21 protein-coding genes are annotated in these 20879 nt (G+C 32.5%); 1 reads left to right on the top strand and 20 read right to left on the bottom strand.

Annotation, left to right across the window (positions count from 1 at the left end; translation table 11 throughout):
* Nucleotides 1-290: 290 nt before the first annotated feature.
* From BQ7352_RS06900 to lanM, 16 genes are all read right to left on the bottom strand, one after another.
* Nucleotides 291-899 (bottom strand): hypothetical protein, encoded by a 609-nt coding sequence (locus tag BQ7352_RS06900; RefSeq protein ID WP_072448115.1) that lies wholly within the window; start codon nucleotides 897-899, stop codon nucleotides 291-293.
* A gap of 187 nt (nucleotides 900-1086) precedes the next feature.
* A complete protein-coding gene (locus tag BQ7352_RS06895) occupies nucleotides 1087-1416 on the bottom strand; it encodes a winged helix-turn-helix domain-containing protein (RefSeq protein ID WP_072448113.1) in 330 nt (109 codons plus the stop codon).
* Between the two features lie 39 nt (nucleotides 1417-1455).
* A complete protein-coding gene (fabD, locus tag BQ7352_RS06890; protein WP_072448111.1) occupies nucleotides 1456-2379 on the bottom strand; it encodes an ACP S-malonyltransferase in 924 nt (307 codons plus the stop codon).
* Nucleotides 2380-2484: 105 nt separating this feature from the next.
* Nucleotides 2485-2928, bottom strand: coding sequence for an SRPBCC family protein (locus tag BQ7352_RS06885; RefSeq protein WP_072448109.1), 444 nt, complete (start codon nucleotides 2926-2928; stop codon nucleotides 2485-2487).
* Between the two features lie 39 nt (nucleotides 2929-2967).
* Nucleotides 2968-4206: a beta-ketoacyl-[acyl-carrier-protein] synthase family protein gene (locus tag BQ7352_RS06880; protein ID WP_025578805.1), complete on the bottom strand. Its 1239-nt coding sequence runs from the start codon at nucleotides 4204-4206 to the stop codon at nucleotides 2968-2970.
* A 38-nt stretch (nucleotides 4207-4244) separates the two neighbouring features.
* Nucleotides 4245-5501, bottom strand: a complete 1257-nt coding sequence (locus BQ7352_RS06875; RefSeq protein ID WP_072448107.1) for a beta-ketoacyl-[acyl-carrier-protein] synthase family protein — start codon at nucleotides 5499-5501, stop codon at nucleotides 4245-4247.
* 115 nt (nucleotides 5502-5616) lie between these two features.
* Nucleotides 5617-6093: an SRPBCC family protein gene (locus BQ7352_RS06870; RefSeq protein ID WP_025578801.1), complete on the bottom strand. Its 477-nt coding sequence runs from the start codon at nucleotides 6091-6093 to the stop codon at nucleotides 5617-5619.
* A gap of 11 nt (nucleotides 6094-6104) precedes the next feature.
* The gene (locus tag BQ7352_RS06865) at nucleotides 6105-6341 is read right to left on the bottom strand and encodes an acyl carrier protein (RefSeq protein ID WP_072448105.1); all 237 of its coding nucleotides are present in this window, start codon (nucleotides 6339-6341) and stop codon (nucleotides 6105-6107) included.
* Between the two features lie 51 nt (nucleotides 6342-6392).
* Nucleotides 6393-7214, bottom strand: coding sequence for a cyclase family protein (locus BQ7352_RS06860; RefSeq protein ID WP_072448103.1), 822 nt, complete (start codon nucleotides 7212-7214; stop codon nucleotides 6393-6395).
* Between the two features lie 4 nt (nucleotides 7215-7218).
* Complete coding sequence (locus BQ7352_RS06855; RefSeq protein ID WP_159430640.1) at nucleotides 7219-8172, bottom strand: tetratricopeptide repeat protein; 954 nt, start codon at nucleotides 8170-8172, stop codon at nucleotides 7219-7221.
* Nucleotides 8173-8191: 19 nt separating this feature from the next.
* Nucleotides 8192-9391: a macrolide family glycosyltransferase gene (locus BQ7352_RS06850; protein WP_072448099.1), complete on the bottom strand. Its 1200-nt coding sequence runs from the start codon at nucleotides 9389-9391 to the stop codon at nucleotides 8192-8194.
* Between the two features lie 586 nt (nucleotides 9392-9977).
* On the bottom strand, nucleotides 9978-11594 hold the full coding sequence (locus BQ7352_RS06845) for an IS66-like element ISRgn2 family transposase (protein WP_072446722.1): 1617 nt from the start codon (nucleotides 11592-11594) through the stop codon (nucleotides 9978-9980).
* A gap of 151 nt (nucleotides 11595-11745) precedes the next feature.
* Nucleotides 11746-12090 carry an IS66 family insertion sequence element accessory protein TnpB gene (gene tnpB / locus BQ7352_RS06840; RefSeq protein WP_003023173.1) on the bottom strand — a complete coding sequence of 115 codons (345 nt, stop codon included), beginning with the start codon at nucleotides 12088-12090 and terminating at the stop codon, nucleotides 11746-11748.
* Entirely contained in the window at nucleotides 12084-12497 is a 414-nt protein-coding gene (tnpA, locus tag BQ7352_RS06835; RefSeq protein ID WP_200791357.1) for an IS66 family insertion sequence element accessory protein TnpA, read from the bottom strand. Before tnpA ends, tnpB begins: the two co-directional genes overlap by 7 nt.
* A gap of 282 nt (nucleotides 12498-12779) precedes the next feature.
* The gene (locus BQ7352_RS06830; RefSeq protein ID WP_072448097.1) at nucleotides 12780-14177 is read right to left on the bottom strand and encodes an MATE family efflux transporter; all 1398 of its coding nucleotides are present in this window, start codon (nucleotides 14175-14177) and stop codon (nucleotides 12780-12782) included.
* Between the two features lie 102 nt (nucleotides 14178-14279).
* Nucleotides 14280-17246 carry a type 2 lanthipeptide synthetase LanM gene (gene lanM, locus BQ7352_RS06825; protein WP_072448095.1) on the bottom strand — a complete coding sequence of 989 codons (2967 nt, stop codon included), beginning with the start codon at nucleotides 17244-17246 and terminating at the stop codon, nucleotides 14280-14282.
* 134 nt (nucleotides 17247-17380) lie between these two features.
* Between lanM and BQ7352_RS06820 the strand changes: the two genes are divergently transcribed.
* Nucleotides 17381-17905: a PadR family transcriptional regulator gene (locus BQ7352_RS06820; protein ID WP_016289315.1), complete on the top strand. Its 525-nt coding sequence runs from the start codon at nucleotides 17381-17383 to the stop codon at nucleotides 17903-17905.
* Nucleotides 17906-18135: 230 nt separating this feature from the next.
* Here the strand turns inward: BQ7352_RS06820 and BQ7352_RS06815 are convergent, their stop codons facing one another.
* The 4 genes from BQ7352_RS06815 to BQ7352_RS06805 all read right to left on the bottom strand — a co-directional run bounded on the left by BQ7352_RS06815 (nucleotide 18136) and on the right by BQ7352_RS06805 (nucleotide 20757).
* On the bottom strand, nucleotides 18136-18462 hold the full coding sequence (locus tag BQ7352_RS06815; protein ID WP_025578791.1) for a carboxymuconolactone decarboxylase family protein: 327 nt from the start codon (nucleotides 18460-18462) through the stop codon (nucleotides 18136-18138).
* 29 nt (nucleotides 18463-18491) lie between these two features.
* Nucleotides 18492-18653, bottom strand: coding sequence for a hypothetical protein (locus BQ7352_RS14540; protein ID WP_159430639.1), 162 nt, complete (start codon nucleotides 18651-18653; stop codon nucleotides 18492-18494).
* Nucleotides 18654-18737: 84 nt separating this feature from the next.
* The gene (locus tag BQ7352_RS06810; protein ID WP_072448093.1) at nucleotides 18738-20039 is read right to left on the bottom strand and encodes a sensor histidine kinase; all 1302 of its coding nucleotides are present in this window, start codon (nucleotides 20037-20039) and stop codon (nucleotides 18738-18740) included.
* Nucleotides 20017-20757: a LytR/AlgR family response regulator transcription factor gene (locus BQ7352_RS06805; RefSeq protein ID WP_072448091.1), complete on the bottom strand. Its 741-nt coding sequence runs from the start codon at nucleotides 20755-20757 to the stop codon at nucleotides 20017-20019. Before BQ7352_RS06805 ends, BQ7352_RS06810 begins: the two co-directional genes overlap by 23 nt.
* Nucleotides 20758-20879 lie beyond the last annotated feature (122 nt).

Genomic DNA, 20879 nt, shown 5'->3' with positions numbered 1-20879 from the left:
GCCAATAATCTTAAAAAGCGGTTTTATGCTGGCTGTCAGCCGCGACATCCTTCCGAATGTCTAAAATGTCGCCGGTATCATTGAGTCCCCGGCGCGGACTCACCGTATCTCCCTGGTGTGGGCGTAATACCCTTCCGAGTATCAAATAGTCCCAGTAATTACCCTGCCCGGGCACAGTACAGCTTTTACGTGCCGCTACACGAAGCCTTTTAGCTTAACTATATTATATGCGATACCCTAAAAAATATCAATAGTTTCCCACAAATTTGTATCCTATTATAGCAGGTTCCTTATCGTTTCAATAAACTTTTTCTATAATCTATATCCAATACTATTTTATGAAAATCCAGCATTGCGTGCTCTTTCATCAGTTTCTCCCCCAGTTTCACAAGAGGATTGGTTTCCCATTCCGGATCAATTCCTGTTTGATGAAAGTATCTTGCATAAGCAAATCCCTCAGCTACCGCATCTGAATTTTCAAATACTCCCACCATTGCATCTGTAAACTGTACAATGATTGAATTTCCAAAAATACCCTGCAATTCTTCCGCGTTTGCATCATCATATTTCTCTACGTCAAAAGCCAAAGAGAAATCATACGTATTCTCTTCTCCGTTCTCAGTTTCATAAGAAATTGTTCCAAAAATATCTCCCTTACTAGACGGAAGGTCGATTGACTCTGAAAGTTCTAATTCATATTCAATACCGTTGAACACCGTTGTTGCTTCAAACATTTGTGATATACAGGTACCTTCTTTTTCATAAATATCTTTCTGTAAAAAGGAAATAGGATTATACTCCATATTTTCCCATATCTGTTTTCCCTCCACTGTCCGTTTACACAAGGAATCTAAAAGCAACATCATTGTTTCCTGATCTATTTCTTCATATATGTTCATAGTCAGCCTCCTTTTTCTTTTGATTATCCTGAAAAGCTCTGTAAGGGTTTATCTCCGTTTCCTGTCACAACGTGATATTTAGGCAAATGATGTATGTACGCGCCTTCTTATAGTTGCCCATATTATATGGCGTATCTTCAAAAAATTCAATCAGATTATCAAAACTTTTACTCACACGATCCTGCCTTTACATCTTTTTTAGTCTATACCCTACATTGATCAATGTTTCTATAATATCACGCCCCATCTTTTTTCGTATCTTCCATACTACGTGTTCCACTGTTTTATACGGAATCTGATCATCATAATAATTACTTCCCCAAACGGAACAGTAAATATTTTTCTTTGGGATGACCCAATTAGGTCTTTGAGCTAAAAGATAAAGGACTTCAAACTCTCGCGGTGACAAATTTATCTCTCTTTTTTTATAAAACACATTATAGGACATAGGATCTAATTGCAATTCCCCATTTCCCAATATCACATCTGACTTATATTCTGGAAAAACATTTCTCATTTTTCTTCCTCTATTACACTATTGTTTTCTATAATAACTTCAATTAACTTTCAACAAAGTTTTCATATCTCCCACAGCTTGAATATTTAGCACTTCTACGCCAGGGTCAATTTTTCTAATCAAATTTGTCAATGTTGATCCCGGACCTACTTCAATAAACAAATCTACCCCCTGTCTTATCATTTCTTTTATACTCTGTTGCCATTTCACAGAAGAAACAATTTGCTCAGAAAGTAATGATTTAATATCACAACTATAATTAATATATTTTGCATTAACATTTGATACATAGGGAATGATAAAATTATTAATTTGTACATCTTTCAAACTAATTTCAAGTTTCTTTTTAGCCGTTTCTAATAATGGCGAATGAAATGGTCCACTAACATTTAACGGTAAAACCATCTTTGCTCCTTTTTTTTGAAATATTTCATACGATGCTTCCACTATAGCCTTTTCCCCTGTTACGACTATTTGTCCGGGACAATTATAATTAGCAATGTATATATTACCATTCATCTGATTACAAATTGCCACCACCTCTCTTTCAGAAAGGCCAATAACCGCAGCCATTGCACCGCCTGTCGGGAAAGCCTCTTGCATATATTTTCCTCTTTTTTTGACTAATAAAAATAAGTCTTTTATATCAATCACATTTGATGCTGCCAATGCAGTATACTCACCTAAGCTTAACCCAGCATTAACAGTTGAAGTGACACCCATTTCATGTACACATTCTAAAATTGCTAATGACGTAGTAAAAATTGCAATTTGTGTATATTTTGTTTCATGAATTCTACTGTCAGAACTATCAAAACAGATTTTTTTTACATCTATATTACAAATTTCAGATGCATAATCATAAATTTGTTTTGCTTTTTCATATTGATTATAAAAATCTTTTCCCATACCAGAATATTGTGCACCTTGTCCCGGAAAAACAAATGCAATATTTTTTGCCATAACGAACCTCCTATACTCTTATGTATAAAAACTCTCGTATTGCTTCATCTACAATACAAGAGTTTTTATTATTCCATATTTACCAATCCCTCTTATCAATAGTACTTATTGCAAAATATGTTCCGAATTAAAATAATCTGTGATCTTTTGTAAAATGGGATTTACTTTTTTTGAAATGTCGGAATAAATTTTTTCTACTTCATTTTGATAATTATCACATACGTCAAATTCTTCAATATATGTAAATTTTGTTCCCTGATTATCTTTTTCTAAAACATAGATAACAACTAAATATTTAAATGGTCCCATCGGTTCTTTACGCTGTGTAATAATTACATTTTTTTCTGGTATAAATACCCTTTCAGATTCCCAATACCCAACATTCTTTACTTCTATACCATATCTGATGATTCTTGGTTTTTTAAAAATAATTTTTGTACATACATTTGCAGACGAATTCATTTCTTGAATAAAGCTATACTCAGACATTCTTTTAAATATCTCTTTTGTTGTACCTTTTAAAATTATCTCCTTTTTTATTACAGGCACTCTCCATAACCTCTTTTCTATAACATGCCAATTTCTATACTATTCTTTAAATTCACGAAGGAGCATAGCACTATTAATTCCCCCTCTCCCCCTTGCAATTTGTAATACTGTATTGATATTTCTATGCAAAGCTTTATTAGGTGTATAATTCAAATCACAATTTGAATCCTGATCCTCATAATTTATTGTGGGAGGTACTGTGTTATTTTTGATTGCCAAACAATTAATAATTGCATCTAATGCTCCAGCAGCCCCAAAAGTGTTTCCAAACATTGATTTAGGACAGCTTAAAGATACTGTACCAATTTCTTTTCCCCAAATTTCCTTTAATACATTTGTTTCAATGACATCATCTTCCCATAGAGCAGCACCATCTAAATTAATATAATCAATTTCATCATACGATATATTTGCTTTTCTAATGCAAGATTCTATTACCTCTTTATATTTTTTTCCATTTTTATTTTTTTCTTTATGATGAACCCCATCACAATTATTACTAAAGGAAAGAATTTCACCGTATATTGGCGCATTGCGCTTTAATGCGTGTTCTAATTCCTCAATTACTAAGGTACCTGCCCCCTCCCCAAGAATCATTCCATTTCTTTTTAAATCATATGGACAATAACAAGCATCTCGTTTTTTTGATAAAACATCACTACTTGAAAACAGTGACATTCCGTATGGAAATACTCCAGCCTCTGTGCCGCAAACCAAACAAGTATCTAAACGATTCAACATAATCGATTGATATGCATACCCCAGTGCAACATCAGAACTTATTCTATCTGCTACAAAAGTTTTACTATAACCTTTTAATTTGTAAAAAATTGAGATTTGTCCTTGTGGTGCAGTATAGAACCATGAAATAGACTGATAGGGACTTACACACTGCCAACCTTCTCTATATAAATTATACAATTCTTTCTCACCAAACCCAACTCCTCCAAGACAATTGCCTGCAAAAACCCCCATTCTGGTTCTATCAACCATTTCAAGATTTATCATAGAATCGTCTAAAGCCATCTTTGTTGCAGCCATAGCATAATGTGTAAATTCATCTAATTGCCTAGTAAGCATAAATGGAAATCCATATTTCTTAATGTCAAAATTTTTTACTTCCCCAGCAATTTTTACATCAAAATCGCTTGTATCAAATTTCGTAATTGGGCCTATACTTGATTTACCTTGTTTTAACGATTCCCAAAATGTTTCCACATCATTTCCTGATGGTGAAATCACTCCCAATCCTGTTATGACAACTCTTCGTCTATTCATCTGTATACTCCTTTTTATTCAATAACAACTATTATCAATTAGTCTATATATTTCTTTAAAATCATGGCTGCATGAAGTCCACCGAATCCACTGGCATTTGTTAAAACAACATTTAAATTTTTTTCTCTTCCACAATTGGGTATATAATCCAAATCACATAGTGCATCTTTCTTGTTATAATTAATTGTAGGTGGCATAAAATTATTTTCCAATGCCAGACAACAAACAATTGCTTCTACTGCACTAGCCGCACCAAGAGGGTGACCTGTCATTGATTTTGTACTACTCATCGGTATTTTATAGGCCAGCTCACCAAATACTTTTTTATAGGCGCCTGTTTCATTTATATCATTTTGTTTGGTTCCACTACCATGAGCATTGATATAATCAATCTCAAATGGTGTGATATTAGCTTCCTCTATTGCAATTTTTATTGCTCTTGATAAATCCTCACCATCTGGCTTCAAACCTGTCATATGCATGGCATTATTTACTGAACCATATCCCGCAATTTCTCCGTAGATATGTGCACCTCTATTTAAAGCATGTCCAAGTTCTTCTAAAACTAATATCCCTGCTGCTTCCGCTAAAACAAATCCATTTCTTGTATCATCAAAAGGTCTGGAGGCCTTTTCTGGCGGATTATTATTTGTAGAAAGTGTTCCTATTGCTTCAAAGGCAGCAATAGTTATAGGCGTTATTGGAGCCTCAGCCGCTCCGCATATCATTACGTCCAATTCCCCACACCGTATTTGATCATACGCAAATCCTATAGAATCAATTCCTGTTGTACATCCTGTTGCCATTGTACAACAGGTTCCATTAAAACCATAACGATATGATACTTCATTTGAAGTTGTATTAGGCATAGAGCGTGCATATGCATAAGGTGATATATCTTCCGGATTTACCACCTCTTTTCCATTATTGGTTAAAACTGAAAATTCTTCATCCATGAATTTTGTGCCTGCTACTGCATTTGCAATATTAACGCCTACTCTATTTTTGTCTATTTTAGATAAATCTATTTTTGAATCTTTAACAGCTTGATCTGTACATAAAACTCCAAATTGAGTAATCCTATCCATTCTTCTAATTTCACGTAATGTTAATCCTAATTGCTCTGGCTTAAAATTTTTCACATAACCGTAAGCCTTAGATTCAAAACCGAATTTTTCCAGTTCTGGCATATCGCATATACCACTTTTTCCTTCTTTATTATTTTTCCAGAATTCTTCTTTTCCTATGCCTATAGGCGTAATTAGTCCTATCCCCGTTACGACAACTCTTCTCATCTGAATCTCCTTATAATATATCTTTATTTACAGAATAATAAAATGGCATAAAAGATTTTCAAAAAATTCCAAGCACAATTCACAAATCTTTCCTTGCCATTTTATTGATATTTTATTATAATTCTGTCTTGCTGCTAACTATGCCACTCTCAATTTTTTCCTTAAAAATTTGAAGTTCTTTCTTACTGCCTTTATTAATCATTTCTTCAACAGCCTCTTCAGTAAATCCTGAATTTTTATCCATACTAAAGTCCTGTATCCAAGTCATTTTTGTTCCTTCTTTTTCTACTGATAAAACAACATCAAGTATCCAATGTCTAAATGGGTACATAGGCTCTAGTCTTACCCCTCGTGCACACATATTAGTAACATCTATAATTCTCTGAGATGTCCAAATTTCAACCGGTTCCTCTTCTTTATTCCCCGTAACTTGAAAAACAATCTTTCTCCTTCCATCTAGCAATTTCTTTTTTTCAAGTATTTTTACATCTTGATAGTTATGTAATTCCGGCCAATTTCTAACATCATTAATAATCTCGAACAGTTCGTTTATCTCTTTTTTTATTATGATAGAATTAACTGTATATCCCATAAAAAATCTCCTTATGCATTGTTATCTTTACTATTTGTAGCAAGTGTTGACAGAATAGATTTAACTGTCGTCCATTTTATTGCTTGACTATGAGTAACTTTAACGCCAGTTTCCTTTGATAAGACACTTGCTAACTCTACTAATGAAATAGACTCAAATCCCAATTGATTAACTAAATCTGTATCTGAGTTAATTGTGTCTTCAATACCAAACCTCTCTTTTAAAATTTCGTAAATTTTTTGTTCCATTTTTATACCTCCATTTTTATATATTTTAACTGAATAATCAGTTAAATCTCACTATTCAATAATAGCTACCGCTCTAACCCATGCAGCTCCCATTTCTTTTAATTTAATAGGGAAACAACAAAACTTAAACCCATAATTCATTGGGATCTTATCTAAGTTTGTAAGCCTTTCAATATGGCAATATTCTTTTTCTCGTCCATAAAAATGAGCTGGCCATAAGCATTTTTTGTCATTCGTTCTATAATACTGCTTTACCATAGCCATGAATGGTTTATCTAATGAATAACAATCTATACCTATTATTTTCACACCACTTTCAACTAAAAATTTTGTTGCTTCTCTTGACATGCCAGGAGCTTCATAAAAATAATTTGGCTTACCCCACTTTTTATCCGTATCTGTTCTTATCAGAACAATATCGTTTTCTTGAAGGCAATATTCAATTCTTTCTAACTCCTTTTTTACATCTTCAACACTAATCTCTTCACATGGACCTTTATTGCAAAAATTCAATACAACTCCATTTCCATAACACCATTCCAATGGTATTTCATCTATTGTTTTAGGTCTTTTTCCTTCACATTTTGTTCCAAAATGTGAAGGAGCATCTAAATGTGTTCCTGTATGAACAGACAATGAAATCCTTTGTTCGTTGATAAACTCTTGATCAGGAAAGCTTTTTTTAGTTATACGTTCTTTCCCTGACATATAATGAATCACTGCCATTGCCTTATCTTTCAAACTACGTTTTCCCATAAATATTATTTTTCTTCCAAATTTAGAGCCCCCTGAATGTGGTCTTGTTTTTATTTTGATTGACATAGGTTCAGAAAGATTTGGCTCAACATTAAAACTAAGATCTATTATTTTCATACTGCTATTCCCCCTTATACAAAATACTAGAAATATATTCATATTTTTGTTTTTTAATCTCATTCAGATTGTTTGAAATATAAAAACTGAGATCTGTCAAATCTCTATGAATAAACCCTGTATATTGTCTGCGCAAAGCTTTTAGTGCTAATGTTTCTTTCTCGAATTCTTCCAAATCATCAGACAAAATATAATATATTGCCCAATAAAATCGAAGTATAATTTCCATAACTTTAGGTTTATTAATGGAGTTTGCCTTTTCCAGATACCTTAAAGATTCTTCTATATCATTTGATATAAATGCTAATTCTGCTGCATTTATATAATAGTTATAATTATAAGGATTCTCGCAAAACAACTGCTCATAATAGGAATACGCTTTTTCTTTTCCTTTTAATTCTTTAAGAAAATATGCGTAACGTTTTGATAGCCAACTGTTATTTTTATCTTTGTTTAGCGCTATTTTATAATAATACTCTGACCAACTATACTCTTTTATTTTTTGAAGAAAAAAAGCGTAATGACTTATATACCATGCATTATCTGGCTCTATATCAATAGCAATTTTATAATAAAAATCTGCCATTTCGTTTTTTCCCACTTGTCCTAACAAATATGCATAATAGCCAATCTGAATATTATAATTTTTATTTATTTTCAAGATTTTATTATAATACTCAAGCGCATCAGGATATTTTCCAATTTTTCCTAAGCAAATGCACATGTTTAAAAATATATCTATATCTACTCTTTTTTTATCCAAAATTTTTCTTGCTATTTCAATGCTCTCAAAATATCTCATATTCTTTTGCAGAGAAATTGCGTATTCTTTTAGCTCACTTATTGAAAGCTGCTCTCCTTTATGAAACAATATATCATATACTTTTAAACAATTTTTATAATCCTGTTCCCTGTAGTATTCATGCGCCATTGTAAGATCTTCTGAGAATTTTTGCATACGTAACACCTTACCTTATTTATTCTATACTATGTAAAATTTTAAATTTACTTATCTCCATTAATGCCTTTTTATATCCTCCTGCATCTTTAAAAGAAATAGAAATTTTTTCTACCGCTTCTCTATATTTTCTTTCCGTAATTACTCTTTTCATGGAGTCCGATAGTAATTGGGGCGATATATTATCTTTATTTAAACAAATAGTAGCTCCTAGCTCTGAAACTCTACTAGCAATATATCTTTGATCAGCGCCTATGGGAATTGTCACAAATGGTACATTATTATATATTAAATCACTTGTGCTATTCATTCCTCCATGAGTTATTGCCCCCTCCACATATTTAAGTATTTCTGACTGTGGCACATAATTTTGTACAATAAAGTTCTCTGGTATATGAAATTTTGATATGTCCATTTTAAACGCACTCATTATGACTATCCCGTCATAGTCAGAAAATGCTTTAAAAAATGTTTCATACAGTTCGGTGTCAATACTATTAAATACTGTCCCCAAAGAAATATATATTACTTTTCTACCGTTTATTTTCTCAAATGGAAATTCAATTTTTTCTTTTCTATCATAAACTGGTGGACCGATAAAAAGAAAACTATCATCATATTCTTCTTTTATGTTAGAAACAAATAATTCAGATGTATATGCAATATTTAATTCCCCTTTATTAAAAAACAGATCTAACATTGGGGGCATCTGTACCCCATATAAAGTTTCTAATTTCATATAGAGTCTCTGATATGTTCCTGTAGCTTTATGATTTTTTATAAACTCTTCATTTCCTTTTTCCATAAAAACTTTTGGTTTCGCAAATACAGCAAAAGAAGAGATAGCCGGGATTTTTAATATCTGAGATATTACATTTCCGTATGGAAACATTGAGCCATAGATAATATAGTCAAATTTCATTCCTTGAATTTGTTTTAAAATATATTCGATAATATCAGCTCTATTCAGCACCTCATCTATTCTATTTAACAAATCGTCAAGAATTGATTTTCCTGGTTTCTTATTTTTAGGAACAAAAAAATCAGATTTTGAGCCATAACTTATAAATGTTGCTCCCATACTTTCTACTTTCTTTCTAAACTCTTCTGTAGTAAAATATAAAACTTCGTCTCCCTGTTTCACTAATCCTTCCACCAAACCTAATGTTGGGTTTATATGCCCATGTGAAGGAATATTCAAAAATAATACTTTAGACATTTTTTTACCTCTTCCCATATATTTCTCTGAATAATTTTCTTTGAACAATACTCTATGTCCACTAAAAAATATCACTATTTTTCTATATATAGGTAAAAATGTCCTAATCTGCAATATATTGTCCTTTCCATGTAAATATTTATTGTGTCTATAAAACACTGTGCATTGTCACCCATTTATTGAATATTTGATGACTCGAAATCATAGATCCGGAAATTTATAAATCAAAATTATAGTACTCGAAAACCACCTTTTTGTATTTAATCATTAATACATTTCTATGAGATATTTATCAATGTCTTATCATATTTGCACTGCATAATAACCTTGAACCATTTCTTCATAAAAGGAATAATTTAGAACAAAAAAAGACCCTCAAACGTGCTTTCTATATCACCAGACGGGTGTCGAAAAGCTATTCAGGATATTCCTTTATTTTCTTAAAAAAATTAATGACATTTTTTAAAGAGAAAGTGTCTTACTCTATTTTGTATATGGCATATTTATTGTAAGCGCAAAATATTGCTACGCTGCCCATGAATCACGCTTGCACCAAAATGATAGATGCAAGCGTTTTACTCTATGTTTAGTTTTGACAGTTCGCTTTCGCAGTCTCGCTCCATGGGGCAAGCTGTTCCAGCTGTTCATCTGACATTTTAGCGTCTGGCCGCTGTGATAAGAGGTATGTCAGATATTTGTAGGTATTCAGGTCATTCGCTTTTGCCATCTCAACCATTGTATACACAATAGCGCTAGAGGCAGCTCCCTTCGGACTGGCACTGAACAGCCAGTTTTTCCGGCCAACAGTGAATGGTCTGATTGCATTCTCGCTAAGATTATTGGATAAACTGCAATGACCGTCTTCCAGATAGGTCATCAGGGTGTCTTTCCGATTTTGGGCATAGTTCACCGCTTTCGCCAAACGGGTTCCCTTATTTGGACGCTGTTGATCCAGCCAATTCCAGAATGCCTCCAGTATCGGCTTCTCCTTTTCAAGACGGAACTGTTTTCTCTGCTCCGCAGTATGATTTTTTGCTTTTGAGTACCGCTCACAATCAAACAGCTTGGAGCAGAATTGTACTCCCTGCACTGCCGGAAGGCTGTAATCATACTCTTTCCCTTTCGGTATGGCATCTGTGAAATAACGTCTCACATGTGCCCAGCAAGAGCAGCGTTTGATATCCGGCAGATCGTTATAACCCTGGTATCCATCGGTCTCCAGATATCCACGGAACCCCTGCAGGAAAGATGCCGCATGGAACTTTGCCCTTGTCTCTGTGTAATGATAGAGCAGGATCGGCGGAAGTCCATCTTCTCCACTGCGGAAGAGCCACATCCAGGAATCTGTTTCAGGATTGCGCTCCGGCTCATTCAGTACCTGAACCCGGGTTTCATCTGCCATCAGATATTTACGCATCCGTAACTGACGGTGAAAATAATCATAAACATGACAGAGGTAATTCTCGGCACAGTAAATGATCCAGTTAGCAAGCGTAGCCCGGCTTAATGGGACACCCAGCTGCTTCCATTCCGATTCCTGCCGGTTTAATGGCAGACCATTCTGGTACTTCTGGTGCATTGCCCATCCTACAACGGATTCCGATGCATAACTTTCTGGGATCAATGGTTCCTGGACAGGCGCTTTGACAAATGTCTGATCATCCGGGTGTTCCTCTGATATGGCACACTCCGGGCATTTATAGGTTTCACGATAGATATTTACTACTTTCCCTTTGGCAGGGGTAAACCGGAATTCATGGCGGACGAATTCTTTCCCAATACATTCCATCTGTGTTCCGCAGGTTGGACAGTTTCGCTCCTCCTCCGGAAGAGAAATGATCTCGTCGCAGGAAGGGACATTTTTAAAGAGATCTGCATGTGTCCGTCGTGCTTTTCGCTTATGTTCCGGAACAGTGATGTCATCAGGAAGTTCCTGTTTCCATGTCGGATCTGCCTCCTGCTCGGCTTCATCAAAAAGATTCAGCTGACCATCGATATCTTTCCGTTTTTCACTGGAAGTACCAAAGAGTTTCTTCGTGAGATATTCAATCTGCTGACGAAGGTTTTCTTTTTCCAGACGGTCTGCTTCCAATGTTTTTTGTAAAGACTGGATCAGTTCTGTCTGTGCGGAAATCGTCTTATTCAGTTGGTTGATCATGTCCTTGTACGCAAGGATTTTTGAATCTTTTGAATTATCGGCCATATGTCTTCTGCTCCTTTTTCATTGCTCTTATTATACCATAAAAAGCAATGAAAAAGAAGCAGAAAATCCAGTATTTACAAGGGATTGCAGACATGATACAGGGTGTAGAAAGCTCTCCATTTTTGTTGGTTGGCATAGAGTTTTTACACGATCATTGCGTAGGTTTGAATGCCTTTGGCTGTTCGATTTCAAGACCGGACATGAGCCAGTCGAATTGCTGCCAGGTCAGTTGCTTTACTTCCAGCTGATTTCTGGGCCAGCGGAACCTGCCCTGGACTTCCATGCGTTTATACAGCAGCACAAATCCGTCAGACTCCCAGAGCAAAGCTTTGATCCTGTCACAACGTTTTCCACAGAAAAGATACAGGGCGCTTCGCCTTGGATCCATATGGAGTTGTTCTTCTACAATAGCACACAGCCCGTCAATGGATTTCCGCATATCCGTTCTGCCTGTTACGATATAGATTTCATCGGCGGCTGTGATATCCCCTAACATTCCAACTCCTTCACAATGCGGAGCGTTTGAGCCAGAAGCTGAGGATCTGTTCCATTTGGTATTGTTAGATGGAAGCTTCCTACAGACAGCTTCATTGGCTCTGCTACGGAAAGGTTATTTCTTTCCGTAGCTACCGGAATCACATTGAATGGCTGTTCATATGGGAGCGGGTCAGTATCATGAAAATCCACTCTGACAACTTCCTGGCTTTCCGGTGCACGATAGCTGCGTCCGGTTGACGCTGGCAAATCCACACAACCTTTCTGACGCAGCCTTTTTACCCAGTTGTAAAAAGTCCCCGGTTTGATGTCGTGTTCCACACACCATTGATGATCTGTCAATCCACTTTGACGGCATTCCATGATGAGACGGTATTGTTCTTTGGCAGGTATTCTTTTGCTTCTCATGAGCACACCTCCATAAATCGGATAGAGTAAAATGCTCGCATCTATCATTTCTGGCAAGAGAAGATAAAGTGAAATGCTTGCATTTTCTAATGATTATTATGGATTCATTTTTAGGGCAACACAATCCGTCGAATTATTTTGCGCTTACTATTTATTATTTAGAATCAAAAAAATAGCAGGATATAACTATGAAAATTATATCCTGCTATTTTTTTGTTAATTCTCAATTTTTTTACTTTTATATCAATAAAACATTTTTAAGTAATAAGGCATATCCTATCATTATTCTTTATTTTTAATATATAAAAGTCTTTCCTTTTCCAAGCTTTTGTGTAAATTTATGGCCATAAACACTGTGATAATTGCAGAAATAAGATCTGCAATTGGCTGTGCATATAAGATACCATTTATTCCTACCAGACTCGGCAATAACAATATAATTGGTACAAAACAAATTCCTTGTCTACAGGCTCCCAAAATAAATCCTTCTAAACCTTTACCCAATGCAAGAAATAGAGAAGAATACACCGTATAGAATCCAAAAAGCATAATAGAAAATCCATTTGCTCTGAGTGAAGCCTGCCCTATTCTAACAAGTTCCATATCTCCTGCTGTAAATTTAGAAATAATTGTTGCAGGGAATAAAATTAATATTAATCCAAAAAGCACGCAAAACACAGTTGACCACAAAATAGATGTTTTAATTGATTCATTTAGTCGTTTAAAATTTTTTGCTCCATAACTATATCCTGCAATTGGTTGAAAACCTTTAATAAATCCAAATACCATTAAACTTCCCATAGAAACTATTCTTGTTACAGCTCCCATTCCGGCAATTACTGAATCTACATATTCTTTTGTATGTGTTACACTCAAAGCATTGGCCTGATTATTAATTAAAATTATTGATAAACTTGTCAATAACTGGAATACTAATGTTGGTACTCCTATCTTCAAAATTTCCTTCATATTTTCCTTAGAATAACAACAATCTTTAATCTTAAATGTAAAAATACTTTTTTTCATAAGAATATATGAAAGAAAAACAACTGTTGAAAGAGCCTGTCCTATAGCTGAAGCAATAGCAGCTCCTGTAACGCCCATATTTAATACGTTTATAAAAATAGGATCTAAAATCATATTTAATAATGCGCCTGACAACATTGCAAACATAGATATTTTAGCCGCACCTTCACTTGTTATAATATTATTCATCATCACATTGAAAATATTAAAAATAGATGCAGCAATAAAAATTCTTGCATATTTAATCGCATATGGCATGATACTTTCTGTTGTACCAAGAAACCTCAGAATTGGCTCAAGAAAAGCTAACGTGCCAATTATGAAAATAATTCCAAGTAAAAGACCACTGTATAAGGCTGTACTCGCAACTTTTTTAGCATCATCATTATTCCCACGCCCTAGCAGCCTAGAAATATATGAGCCTGCGCCATTACCAAACAATAGTCCTAACCCAACAATCACCTGACTTAGAGGATACGTTACTGAAATCGCACCCATTTGGCTCGTTCCCAAGCCTCCAACAAAATAGGCATCTACCAAATTGTAAATTGCACTGATCATCATTCCTATCATAGTTGGAATTCCCATTGCCAATAACGCTTTTGGAATCGGTGCACTCCCTAATAATTCCATTTTTTTGTTATGTCCTTTCATTTTTCCACTCCTTTTCTAATACTATAATTTACAGTGACATCTATTACATTACTATAAATTATAGTATTAGTCAAGAAATTTTCTTATTTCTTGAAGAGTTTTTTAGAGTTCTAGTTTTAAAATATTAGGAAATTTTTTAGTATCTTGATTTAAATACAGCACTGCATATCCAATTCCTGCCAATCCCATCATGAATCCTGGATTACTATTTTCTAAATTTGTCCACAGATTTTTTTCTATAAAATAATTTAATTTACTCAGAGAGCTTGTCCAAGGTACACACGGAATTTTTCCTGTTAATTGCTCTATAATCATAATATTTCCTAAAATCCCATGACATAAGCATAAACTATCCAGTTCTATATTAAAATTATTTTCTATCATGCTAATTTTTGTCTGATAATCTTCAAAAATATGCTGATATGAACCATCTTCAATATATTTTAATATTTCTTGCTGCGCCAATACTATTCCTGCTGCCCCATGACACCAATATATCTTTCTACTTCTTTTATTCTCTTTTTTATTTCTTTTAATATCATACTTTAATAGCTCCAATGCAATGTTTAGATATTTCCTCTTCTTTGTCTTTCCAAATAATCTGGTAAAACAAATACTATATCCGCTACCTCCATGTGCAATCCCCCTATCCAGCCGAGAAATTTTATTACCTTCAATATTATTAAATATGCTATACGTTTCTTTCAAATTTTTCAAAATATAATTCGCCGCAATCTCAGCACGCAAAATATATTTTTTATCCATTGTTAATTCATACATATTTAAATATATTATGACAGCACCGGCATTACCATATAGCAAATCTCCCATCCTATCTTTTTCCAAACTAGCAAACAACTTATTTTCATGTATTTTTGCATATTTTATATATTTTTCTTCGTTGCTTATCTTATATAATACCAAATATGTATAAATAATAGATGCCTCACCACAAAATGCACCTGAATACGCCTTTGAAGAAGAATTATTCATTGTATATTCTAGCAACTTATTCAATAAAATATTCTGTACTTCTAAATATGCTCTTGTTGGTGCTACTTCATTTAATGCTGCAAAAAAAACTATCATGCCAGCAATTCCTTCATATAAAAACATATCTGATATATGTATGGTACCAGTCAAGGAAATAATCCAATTAATATCTGTTTTTAAACTATTCTTTATCCCTATTTTCATAAGATAATCAGCAATCTGTTTGCATATTTTAATAACGGAAAAATTTGTATCATGCATATAATCCATTCGATTTTCCAAATGAACTGTTGATCCTTTTATAGCGTTATTTAATAAATATTGTTGAATATATAAATCCTGGCTAGATAATGATTTAATCCGCATTTTAATATACTGCTCTGGTGTAATGGTAAAATATTCTTTGATCATTTGATGATTATCCATATACAATTCTTTTTTATTCGATAAAAAACTAAAGTAAGGAATATCTCCTTTAAGCATAGCATATAACTCTGATTCAAATAAATCTTTTCCATTTTTTGGATTAATTCGTATATGGAAGAAGAAATTTTTTGAAAGGATTAGCTGTCTTTCTCCTCCATCTGTCATAAACATAGGGTGATATGATAATTGAATAAGTTTAGAATAGTTTTGAGTATGATTATACAACATTCTGGAACTAAAGTTTTGAAATCGTCCCTCAAAAATCTTATTATTTTTCCAGATATATTCATAGCTTTTCCTAAATCCCAGACAAATCTCATCTACAAATCCATTATATCTATATTCTTTATGATTTATCTGTGGACTATTATATCCTTTCTTCGTTTTTGCATCTTTGTATACAAATTTCATATCTGAAGTTTTGGAATTTATCAGGATCAATCTTTTTCTCCCAGTTTTTATTCCGCCTTTTCCGCTTAAAGCACAAAATATATCCATCTCCTTATTCCCCCTTGGTAAAATCCCACTTCCTAATACTGAATTTTCTACAAATAATTTTGCTTTCTCGTTAGCGGTCAACGGAATATAATTTTTTGTGATATGTCCACAGAGCACTTCAATATCTATAAACACAGGATATTCCCCATGAGAAATCAAGTTTTCATAATGGAAATCCTGAATATCTAATATGTAACTCAGTGCAATATGACACCCCATTCTAACATAATAATTTTTTACTTCATCTTTATTTTTACATTTTTGATATTTTATTTCTTCTTCCCAACCATACTCTCCAAAATCTGCTATTCTATATTTAAAACATGACAATCCTACATATTCATATAATATATTTAAGCATTCATAATAAATTTTTGATATCCTCAAATTTCTTGGTTTATAAAATACAGCATTTCCGTTTTTCAAAAAAATTTTCACCGTATGCTTTCCATTTCTGTGATTATCCCCTACTTTCTTAATTTTTGTAATCTCGGTATTATCTATATTTATACATTTTTTTATTTCTATTACATTTTTTTCCCATCTACTGATCAATTGATGATAAAACTCTACGACACTACAAATTTTCTCTAAAATACATCTTAATAACAGAGGGTAAAACTGAAAAAGCTCCTCTATATATTCATCATTACTTAAATACATTTTAACATATGTAGAATATTTTTCATTTGCATTCTTTCCTACCAATTTGTTTTCAAGAAACTGTATTTCATTAACTAAAACCCTGGTTGCCACGCAAGCTAAGGCCGAATATAACTCCTCATAAATTCCTTTAGAAAAATATTTTTCTAAAATATCTCCATATTTTTTTCTTGAATAATATCGGGCTAGTTTAAAAAATGGTATATAAAATGTAAAAAACAATTTATCTTTCATTGTATTTTCTATAATGATTTCGCTTTTATAACTCCCTGCTAAATACATTTCTAAAATTTCCATATACTCAACATTTGAGGGAGCTTCCTGTTCATAATATTGAGTATTTTCAGAAAAAAAAGAAGAAATCTCTTTATACTCTTTGCAAAGTATCTTAACTGTATCTTCTCCTATTAATTTTTCCCATTTAGAAGGAATTTTTAACTCATTATCTTTTCTTATATATTTTCTTTCAAATAAATAGCGTTCTCTCATTTATATTCACCCAATAAATCATTTGTTATTTTCTATTTGTATTGACACCGTAAAATTATAGTAGTATAATTTATAACCAAATCAACAACTATACTACTATAATATATAGTATATGTCAAGGATAGGAGGTCAGCATGGCAACCATTGATTTAATTGTATTAGGTATGTTAAAGACATCAGCTTTAAGCGCTTATGATATTCAAAAACTTGTAGAATATCGTAATATATCCAAATGGGTAAAAATTAGTACCCCTTCTATATATAAAAAAGTTCTTCAATTAGAGGAAAAAGGCCTTATAAAAGGAACTACGATTAAAGAAGGAAAAATGCCAGAAAAGGCTATTTATACTTTAACAGATACAGGGGAGAAAGAATTTGAGAAGTTAATGCTTGATATTTCTTCTAAACCAATTCACATCTTTCTGGATTTTAATGCAGTAATAGTAAATATAAATAATCTTTCTCCTGATAAGCAAAAAAAATGCCTTTCTGATATAAAAAATAACATTGAAATACTGAAAGCATATTTAGAAGATAATATTAATTCCAAAGAGCAAAAACCTGAAATTCCAACTGCAGGTATGGCCGTTCTACAACAGCAACTTATATTAGTCCAAGCAATTGAAAATTGGATTGCCACTTTACCAAACGTCTTTTAAAAACAAATATTCCAGGAAGAAACCACAAACCTTCCCCCATTTGTCACTTACTTAATTTTAAGAATAATCCTCAACCTTACCATATGTTCTTACTGTCCCGGATCCATTTTATTGAATAACCTTCACAGAAACAAGATGGGCAATTTTTCGTATATCTTAAAACTTTTAAAATTCTATAGAAACAAAAGAAGAAGAGCTATCACTATGTGATAGGCTCTTCTTCTTTTTAATCAAAGGATTTGGTCTGATTTTCCGTCAAAGGCTTTAAGAGCGGCTTCCAACGGATCAATAATGGTCAATCCGACAGCCGGTAATCCCACCAGTATTGCACTCTTTACCTCATCACGACTTGCGCCTAACTTTTTAGCAGATTGTACATGATAAAGCAAACCACCCATAATTCCTGTAGCTGCAAGCACTGCAATATACGCTAATTCACGTGTTTTATTATCCAATGCACTTGCCTTTTCCTGCTGCAAAATCATGTCAATATATGCCTTACCTACTTCGCTACTTTCTTCCATAAAACAATTAAAACCGGTAAATTCATTTTCCATATTAATATCTCCTTTTATTTAAAAATATTTTAGCAGCAAACTATTGTAAGAAATGAAGATGTATCTGTAGTAAAAATAACATCTCCTGCTTCTACATTCTTTCCATCAAGTTCCTTTATTTCGTCTTCCAAACTTTCTGATAATTGTAAACTATTTATCCGCTGCTCATTTCTTTCTGAACATGTTTTCATTTTTTCTCCTCCTTTGATTATTAAAATAATACCATATTTTTAGATTTTGTCAGTATTATGTCTTAACTTACAATTTTTTGACCTTCAAAAAAGGGTTATGCTAACTTCAAATATATTTTGCTTATTATCATATTCTAACTGTCCTTCATATTTTTCAACAATTTTCTTCACACTCTTCATACCAATTCCATGAAAATGCTTATCTGTTTTTATAGTTAAAAGTTCTCCATTTTCGTATTTAGGCTCGATTTCGTAGCTGTTTTGTATACAAAGCATAAACATATTATTAATAAGCCTTAATGATAAATAAATCCATTTTTCTCTTGTGTAGATATTTTCACAAGCTTCTATAGCATTATCGAACAAGTTGTATAAAATAACAAATATATCACTTTCTTCAAAATGGTAGTTGCCAAAATCGATTGGCATAATATCATATTCTATTTTAATATTCTTTTCTTTTAGTTCTGATAATTTATAATTCATTACCAGATCAATAACTGCATTTCCTGTATAAATTTTCTTTTCCAATTCCGCAAGTGGTTTATTAATACTATTGAGATATAAACAGGCTTTATCTATTTGATTTTCTTCCAAATATTTTTGCAGCAAAGTAATATGGGCTCTATAATCATGAAATAAAGTTCGAGAATCATTATAATATACTTTAAGATCTTCATAATTACGTTCCAACATTCGATTTCTCAATTTAATAATTTTACTTTCTTCCAACGCACTTCTATAAATCGAATATATAGCAAAAAACATTATCGCTAAAATAATGATAACGAAATACATATAATATCCTTTTGCTAAATCAGGAATAGAATCGCCTGCATACACTGATTGAAAATATATAACTCCGATAATTTCCGATAACAAAATCAACACGAGTGATCCTATGCGGTTTTTATCTATAAGTTCTTTATACCTCACTATGGCTAAGGAAATTAGAAACATTAAAGCTCTTCCCAAAAACAATGCCAATATTCTGGATATACTGTTTCGTCTTCCTATAATAATCCCCAAATCCTCTTTATGTAACACTATTCCCATTGTGAATATGATAAATAGATCTAATAATTCTAAACTCAAACAATACAATGAGGTATGAAGCAATGTATATCGTAATTTGATTTTATAAATCAATGAGAACGTTATACTTATTACGATTATAACAACAGCAATTAATAAAATAGAATATAATCGAAAGCTACGATTAATAGCTTCTATTACTGCCAAACTTATACAAATCAATATTTCAAAACATTGTTTTATCTTTGTATTTTCCTTTTTATAAACTTTTCGGAGTATCTCAAAACACATATAAATCTCAAAATATCCTAGTAAATATTGGAGTACATTAAGTATGTATATCTCTTCCATTTGTTGTGTGTTCCTTCCAATAAGTGTGAATTCTCTTTTTTACCTCTTCAGTATATGTTCTACTAATTTTAAGATTTTTACTATTACGCAAGTAAATAGTATTTTTATATAAACTCATAATGTGTACGACATTAACAATGTATCCTCTATCTATAAAAATAAATTCTTTTTGTTCTAAATCTTTATAAATGTTCTTCAAGGTTTCTCGTATAGGTATATTTCCGTTTTGGGTAACAAAAATCGCATATTTTTCATCTTTATACACATAATAGATATCCTTATATAAAATTTTCTCATATCTATGATTAGTACATATTTGATAAAACTTTTCTTCTTCAATATCCAGCCTTTTTTGTAATGATTCTAATGTCGATATCAACTTCTTTTTCAAATTATTTTTAGGGATAAACTGATATGCAAAATAATCATATCCATTTATTAAAAATTTTAAATGTGACGTGATAAACACAATATATCCTGCATCATCCATAGAACGTATTTTTTCAGCTAAAGATAGTCCGTTTATCCCAGGCATTTCAATATCTAATAGATAAATATCAAAATACAATTTTTCTTCCATTTCGTATAGTAACAACTGTGCATTTGAAAAAGTATTCACAACGTATGGAATTCCATTTTTAAAATAAAACTTCTCTATTAAATTACAAATTTCTTCTAAATACTCTTCCTGATCATCTACAATTGCTATTCTTGGCATATTTATCACCTCTGCCTTATTTTTTTTCTTTCTGTGAACATGATTTTAGCGATTCTACCAAATAGTTTACATATCTTATTAGTGCAATCCGATTAAATAATATATATTCCATGTGCTTTATT

It is taken from the genome of Blautia sp. Marseille-P3201T, from assembly GCF_900120295.1.
GTDB lineage: Bacteria > Bacillota > Clostridia > Lachnospirales > Lachnospiraceae > Blautia.
Note: the sequence above shows the minus strand (reverse complement) of the source record. Positions and strands in the feature narration are given on the sequence as shown.